At 31.4% G+C, this 7,184-nt stretch carries 7 protein-coding genes and 1 pseudogene; 4 read left to right on the top strand and 4 right to left on the bottom strand.

All coding sequences use genetic code 11. The features are described from left to right. Positions 1–269, top strand: a pseudogene (locus tag CD129_RS13205) (hypothetical protein); the annotation flags it as partial. Between the two features lie 82 nt (positions 270–351). Here the strand turns inward: CD129_RS13205 and CD129_RS08840 are convergent. The 3 genes from CD129_RS08840 to CD129_RS08830 are packed head-to-tail and all read right to left on the bottom strand — an operon-like array spanning position 352 to position 2,556. Next, positions 352–1,158: a MetQ/NlpA family ABC transporter substrate-binding protein gene (locus CD129_RS08840; RefSeq protein WP_115337842.1), complete on the bottom strand. Its 807-nt coding sequence runs from the start codon at positions 1,156–1,158 to the stop codon at positions 352–354. 7 nt (positions 1,159–1,165) lie between these two features. Further along, a complete protein-coding gene (emtB, locus tag CD129_RS08835; protein ID WP_078357813.1) occupies positions 1,166–1,837 on the bottom strand; it encodes a metal ABC transporter permease EmtB in 672 nt (223 codons plus the stop codon). After that, complete coding sequence (locus CD129_RS08830; protein WP_115337843.1) at positions 1,834–2,556, bottom strand: ATP-binding cassette domain-containing protein; 723 nt, start codon at positions 2,554–2,556, stop codon at positions 1,834–1,836. Before CD129_RS08830 ends, emtB begins: the two co-directional genes overlap by 4 nt. Before the next feature lie 196 nt (positions 2,557–2,752). On the opposite strand from CD129_RS08830, the gene hemQ reads away from it, so the two are divergent. After that, positions 2,753–3,505, top strand: coding sequence for a hydrogen peroxide-dependent heme synthase (gene hemQ, locus CD129_RS08825; protein WP_078357811.1), 753 nt, complete (start codon positions 2,753–2,755; stop codon positions 3,503–3,505). Positions 3,506–3,842: 337 nt separating this feature from the next. Here hemQ and gltS read toward each other — a convergent pair whose 3' ends face one another. Further along, positions 3,843–5,051: a sodium/glutamate symporter gene (gltS, locus tag CD129_RS08820; RefSeq protein WP_115337844.1), complete on the bottom strand. Its 1,209-nt coding sequence runs from the start codon at positions 5,049–5,051 to the stop codon at positions 3,843–3,845. A 294-nt stretch (positions 5,052–5,345) separates the two neighbouring features. Here gltS and CD129_RS08815 point away from each other — a divergent pair, with 294 nt between their 5' ends. Both CD129_RS08815 and CD129_RS08810 read left to right on the top strand, forming a co-directional pair. Then, a complete protein-coding gene (locus tag CD129_RS08815; protein WP_107509278.1) occupies positions 5,346–6,701 on the top strand; it encodes an APC family permease in 1,356 nt (451 codons plus the stop codon). A gap of 195 nt (positions 6,702–6,896) precedes the next feature. Beyond that, positions 6,897–7,184 (top strand): transposase (locus CD129_RS08810; RefSeq protein ID WP_144437008.1); only part of this gene is annotated, 288 nt, incomplete at its 3' end.

The raw sequence follows: 7,184 nt of genomic DNA, 5'->3' as shown, positions 1-7,184 counted from the left end.
ATGAAAAAGGTATTAAATATCATAATTTCAATTATGTTGATGATGCTTTATTCAATATTTTTATTCAAAACAGAAAACATTTCACTTATTTACCTGTAGCAGTATGTCGAAATTTTGAAATACCTTATGCAACAGACCAAAATTTACTGATTTCTAAACGTATCTTTATATCTAAAAAGAAAGATAACCAATTAAAAAATAAAAGTAAAACTATGTATAACTTTATCTTAGACTATTATCAAAAATATGAGATGAATTATAGAATTTAAAACTGCTAGCAAATAAGTTTAAAAACCACGAGGCTCGGGACAAATTAATTGTCCGAGCCTCGTGGTTTTATTCTGAATATATTTAGAATGAAGGTATTAAAGTATCTTTATGTTTCTCTTTTAAATATTTTTTCACTGCATCACTCTTCATTGCTTTATGTAATGCTTTAATTTTTTCGGAATCTTTATTGTCTTCTCTTGCAACTAATTGTATAGAAAAACGAGTATCAATATTTTTTTCTAGGAATAATGCATCAGCTGGTTTTAATCCAATTTTTGATATATATGTTGGATAATTATAAACGAGTGATACATCTGATTCGCTATACGTTTCTGCTAAATTGAGCAAGTCTACTTTTAACCATTTAAAATCTTTAGGATTATCTACAATATCTTTAGTCGTTCCGTTTACGCCAACGCCATCTTTTAATTTAATAAGTCCTTGTTCTTCAAGAATTGCTAAAGCTCTACCTTCATTTGAGATATCATTTGGAATAGCAACTTTTGTTCCATTTGGTATAGATTTTGTATCTTTATATTTCTTAGAATAAAACCCAACTTTTGCATCATAAATGGGTTGTATCGCTACTAAATTAGCTTTTCTTTCTTTATTGTATTTTTCCATGAAAGGTTTATGCTGAGCAAAACTTGCATCCGCTTCTTTACTCGTTACCATGTCATTATATGCAACGTTATCATTTACTTGTACAAGTTTGATTTCCCAACCACCTTTTTTAGCTTCTTTAGCTGCTTCTTTCACTACATCTGTCATTGGAGGTGCTTGTGAGGCTACTTTAATAACTTTATCTTCACTGTCTTTCTTATTTGCACCACAACCGGCAATCATAACACTAAACATCAATATCATAATAAATAAACTTTTTTTCATATCTACACTACTTCCTTTTGTCTAATTTTCGAGAAATATTATTCCCTAACATTTGAATGATAAATACACTGATAATAATGATAATAATTGAAAAGTACATAATTTCATTTTCATAACTTTGATAGCCGTATCGAATAGCAAAATCTCCTATTCCACCTCCGCCTACAATCCCCATAACTGTTGAATATGAGACCATACTCACTGCTGTCGTTGTGTAAGCTAAAATAATACCGCTTCTTGATTCTACTAAAATGAAATTCCATATATATTTAAACTTTGTTGCTCCTAATGATTCTGCTAGCGTCTTTATTTCGCCAGGTATATCTAGTAATACTTGTTCAACTAATCTTGAAAAGATCGCAATTCCAACAATACTTAAAGGAATGATGGAAGGATAAGGACCAAAAGCACTTCCTAAAATAAGTCTAGTTAATGGAATTAAACTGATAACAAATAATAAATACGGGAATGAGCGAATAAATGTAATCAAGAAATTAAAAGCCCAATAATAGTTTCTATTTAATTCTTTAATGCTTGGATTTGATAAAAACAAAGCTATCCCTAGAGGCAATCCTATTAATAAAGTGATGATCATTGAATACCCTAGCATGATACAAGTTTCTTGCAACGATTGGATAAGTTCTGGCATATAATAATTAATTTTTTCTAAAAACGTCATTCTTCAATACTCCGCTTCACGTTTTCTAAATAAGAACCTGTGTCCTGTTCAACACTTTTAGTTCTATTTTCAATAATATCTAATAATTGACCATCCTCCATCACACAAACTTGCTCACATAATTGTTTTACAACATTCAATTCGTGTGTGACAAAAATGATTGTTATATTAAATTCTTTGTTAATATTCTTTAACATTTTTATGATAATTTCAGTGTTATGTTCATCCAAACTACTTGTAGCTTCATCACATAATAAAATATCAGGATTTCTGACTAAAGACCGTGCTAATGCAACACGTTGCTTTTCTCCTCCAGATAATTGAGCAGGATAGCTATTTATTTTATCTTCTAATCCTACAAATTCAATCAGTTCATTCACTTTGTGTTTATCTTCTTTATTGATAATCTTCAAAGGTAATGCAATATTTTGATAAACATTCAAGTTATTCAATAAATTATAGTTTTGAAAAACCATTCCTATTTTCTCTTTATATTTTCTAATTATTTTTTTAGAAACATGATTAATTTCTTTATCCTCAAAAATAATTTCACCTTCAGTTGGTTGCTCTATAAAATTAAGCATTTTCAATAAAGTCGATTTCCCGGATCCACTTTTACCTACAATCCCTGTTATAGAACCTGGCTCTACTGTTAAAGAAAAGTTTTTAACAGCAAACTTATCATTATATTTCTTAGATACATTTTCTAATTTATACAAATTTATGCTCCTATTAAATAAATTTTCAACAATCTATTATCATTATCTAATAAATAAAATCGATAATCAATATCAATAAATTTTCAACGTCACTATTTCTCTTTCACAACAATGTAAAAAGTTGAGTCATTTAATCTGTTTCTAGTATGATAGACTTATAAAGAAGATATTATTTTCTAAAAGGAGCGAAAGTAAAATGAACGAAGCAGCAAAAACATTAGATGGTTGGTACAGCTTGCATTTATTCTATGCGATAGATTGGACTAGCCTTAAAACTGTACCAGAAGATGATAGAAGTACAATGATCAATGAATTCAAAACTTTCCTTGAAGGTTTAGAAACAGTTCATAATAATAAAGAAGGCTCTCATGCTTTCTATAACATCACAGGCCAAAAAGCAGACTTAATGTTATGGTTCTTACGTCCAGATGTTAAACAATTAAACGCTTTAGAAAATGAATTTAATAAATTAGATATAAGTGATTTCTTAATCCCAACTTATTCTTATGTATCAATAGTAGAACTTTCAAACTATCTTGCTGGTGATTCAGACGAAGATCCATACGAAAATCCACATGTAAAAGCAAGATTATATCCAGAAGTACCACGTTCTGAATATGTATGTTTCTATCCAATGGATAAAAGACGTGACGGTGAAGACAACTGGTATATGTTAGATATGGATCATAGACGTAGCTTAATGCGTTCACACGGTTTAATTGGACGTAGCTATGCAGGTAAAGTAAAACAATTCATCACTGGTTCAGTAGGTCTAGACGACTACGAATGGGGCGTAACATTATTCAGTGATGATATGTTACAATTCAAAAAATTAATCTATGAAATGCGTTTCGACGAAGTATCAGCTAGATATGGTGACTTCGGTGCATTCTATGTAGGTAACATTTTAAATATTGATGAATTAGATACATTCTTTCAACTAAACTAAAATTTAAACCGGATAGACTCGTGGGAGTCTACCCGTTTTTTTTTTTATTAGAGTGATGTGTCGTTTTCGGGTCGCTAATTTTATTTATTGGCCCGTATTTCGTGTTTTCGGGTCGCTATTTTATTTTATCGGCCTGTATTTCGCATTTTCAGGTCGATAAATTTTTTTATCGGTCCGTATTTCTCATTTCTGGACCGGTAATTTTATTTATCGGTCCGTATTTCTCGTTTCTGGACCGGTAATTTATTTTATCGATCCGTATTTTATCTATAATTATTCCCAAAATAGAAAAGAGGATTTCCAACACTGATAGTTGGAAATCCTCTTCTTATTTTATTTAACTAAATATGTTTATAAATAGTGTAACAATTGGAACGCCTAGTAAATCTATTAAGAATGCTCCTACTACTGGTACTACTAGATATGCTTTTGGTGATGCTCCGAATTTTTTCGTAATAACATCTAAGTTCGCCATCGCATTTGGAGTTGCTCCTAGTCCATGACCTATAAATCCACCGATCATAACTGCTGCATCATAGTTCTTCCCAAGTCCTTTGAATACTACAAACACTGAGAATAATACGATAAACACAATTTGAGCTAGAACAATAACTGTTAATGGTAATGCGAGTTGATAAATTTCTGTTAATTCAATACTCATTAAAGCAATTGATAAGAATAAACTTAATGAAACATCACTTACATGATTCGTAATTTTCATATCGATAATGTTTAAATTACCATAATCAGAAATATTTCTAATAATTACTGCTACAAACATTGCGCCTACATAAACAGGAATATTGATACCAGTTAAACTAGTAAACCCTTCACCGATATATGTACCTATAGCCATACATACTGCAATAATTGTAAATTGAACGATAAACACTGTAGTTGGGTTCATTCTACTATGTAAATTTTGATTGTATTCCACTTCACTATAATCTAATCCAGTATCTTTAGCAACTTCTGGTTTCAAGTCGAACTTTTTAATTAAGAATCTAACGACTGGTCCACCGATTAATCCACCAGCTACTAAACCTAGTGTAGCTGCTGCAAGTGCTGCTGTAACTGCAGAATCAACGCCTAATGATTCTAATGTTTGACCGTATGCTGCTGCATTACCATGTCCACCTTCCATTGACATAGAACCAGCTGTTAGTCCTAATAATGGTGGAATGTTTAATACTTTTGCTAGTGAAACCCCTATAACATTCTGACAAAATGCTAATACTCCACAAAAAATAAAGTACAGAATTAGCACTTTACCGCCAAGTTTTAATAATTTTAATGATGCACCTAAACCAATAGTTGTAAAGAATGCAAGCATAAAGAAGTTTTGGATAAATTCAGAATCCAATTTAATCGTTATAATATTTGTTGATTGTAATATCGCCACTAAAATTGCAAATAATAATCCACCAATTACTGGAGCTGGAATACATAAACGCCTCAAAATAGAAACTTTATTTACTACTGCCTCTCCTAATAAAAGTAGGACACATGCTAGCGCCAATGTTGTAATAGCATTGAGCTCTAACATTTCACATTCCTCCTTAAACAACATGTTTCATACAGTTGTTCTTTATATTTTTCAAGAAATCGTTTTCAAGCCATGAAGAACATTATACATATCAGTCAATAAAAAATCTACCATGCATTTTTTACAATAAAATATTTATTTAAATTAATTATTTAGCCATTAACCTCGCCTTTAAAGTTCTTTATAAAAATTCACTAAATTTTGAAATTTCCAATATACAAATCCGCTTTATCGTGTATATTAATTTATATACAGAGAAAAATTTCATTTAAATTATACATATAAGGAGTAGCTATGAAACAAAATCAAGAACAATCATTACAGAAATCAATCGGACTAATGACTGCTATTACAATTGTCGTTGGTACGATTATCGGATCAGGTGTATTCGTCAAACCAGCAGTCGTTTTAACACATGCAGGCACAAGTAATATGGCCATTCTTGCTTGGGTAGTCGGAGGACTCTTAACGTTAGCAGCAGGCTTAACAATAGCAGAGATTGGCGCTCAAATCCCAAAAACAGGCGGATTATATGCCTATATACGTGATATTTACGGACCCTTTTGGGGATTCTTAACAGGTTGGGTTCAAACAATTATCTATGGTCCTGCAATCATCGTATCACTTGTACTATTTTTTGGTATTCTCGTGACAAATTTCTTTAATATCAGTAATGATATGAGTGTTTGGTTTGGATTATTCGCGTTAATATTTTTAACAGCCGTTAATATTTTAGGTACAAAATTTGGCGGATTAATGCAAAATGTCACAACAATCGCAAAGCTTATTCCAGTATTTGCAATTATCATATTTGGATTACTTTGGGGCAATGAAGGAATTTTTGGGCAAGATGTAACATCATTAATTAAAACAGATGGCGAAATAAACTTTGGTCGTGCTGTCCTAGCAACTTTATTCGCTTATGATGGATGGATTATGTTAACGAACATGACTGGAGAAATGAAAAAGCCACAAAGAAATTTGCCACTAGCTATGTTAATCGGACTATCAATCGTGACACTCGCTTATGTACTCATTAATATCGCTGTATTCCATGTAATACCTGCTGCAGAATTAGTAGGATTAGGTAATACGGCAAGTGCAGAAGCAGCAAAAGCACTATTCGGTGATATAGGTTCTAAAATTGTAAATATCGGTGTAATCATTTCAATATTCGGTTGTCTAAACGGTAAAATCATCACATTCCCACGTATTCCATTTGCTATGGCTGAAGACGGATTATTGCCAATGCATAAGTACGTAGGATACATTAGTCCTAAATTAAAATCACCACTTGGCGCATTAATTACTGTGTTCGGAATCTCAATGGTATTAATCGTATTAACATTATTATTCCCAGATGTCGTAAACGCAGACTATTTATCAGAAGTAACAATATTTATTATTTATATTTTCTATATGATGGCCTTCGTCGGGTTGTTTATTCTCAGAAAGCGTAACAAAGATATTAAAAGAGAATATTCAGTACCACTCTATCCATTCATACCATTGTTAGCACTTTTCGGTGGAGCATTTATTATTATTAATACTTTAATCTCTGACTTTATGGGATCATTATATTCATTGATTATATTAGCAATAGGAATACCCGTTTATATGTATTTGAAAAACAAACAAAAAACAGACTAATATTTAGTCTGTTTCAGAGTGTCGACAAAGTCTTAGACTTTGTCGACATTTTTTTATGCGCATGCTTTCCGCGGGCATGTTCTCAGCCTGTAGTCTTCGAATCATGCTTTTCCCGCAGGAGTCAGCGCAAAAAAATACCAAATATTAACAAATTATTTTATAATATAGATGAAATTTTATTTAGGAGTTGATTCTATGTTAAATAAATCTACTGATAAGCGCGACCAATATGAAATGATTTCTGTTTCTGAATTGGTACCTAAAAATCATTTATTAAGAAAAGTTGATAAAGTATTAGATTTAAACTTCGTTTATGACCTTGTAGAAGATAAATACTGTTTAGATAACGGGCGTCCTTCTATTGATCCCGTAATATTAGTCAAGATATTACTTATTCAAAGATTATTTGGCATAAAATCAATGAGACAGACTATCAAAGAAATTGAGACAAATGTAGCTTACCGTTGGTATTTAGGGTTCAGC

Origin of the sequence: Mammaliicoccus fleurettii (genome assembly GCF_003970575.1) — a bacterium.
GTDB lineage: Bacteria > Bacillota > Bacilli > Staphylococcales > Staphylococcaceae > Mammaliicoccus > Mammaliicoccus fleurettii.
The sequence above is the reverse complement of the archived record's forward strand: the minus strand, read 5'-3'. Positions and strand labels throughout refer to the sequence as shown.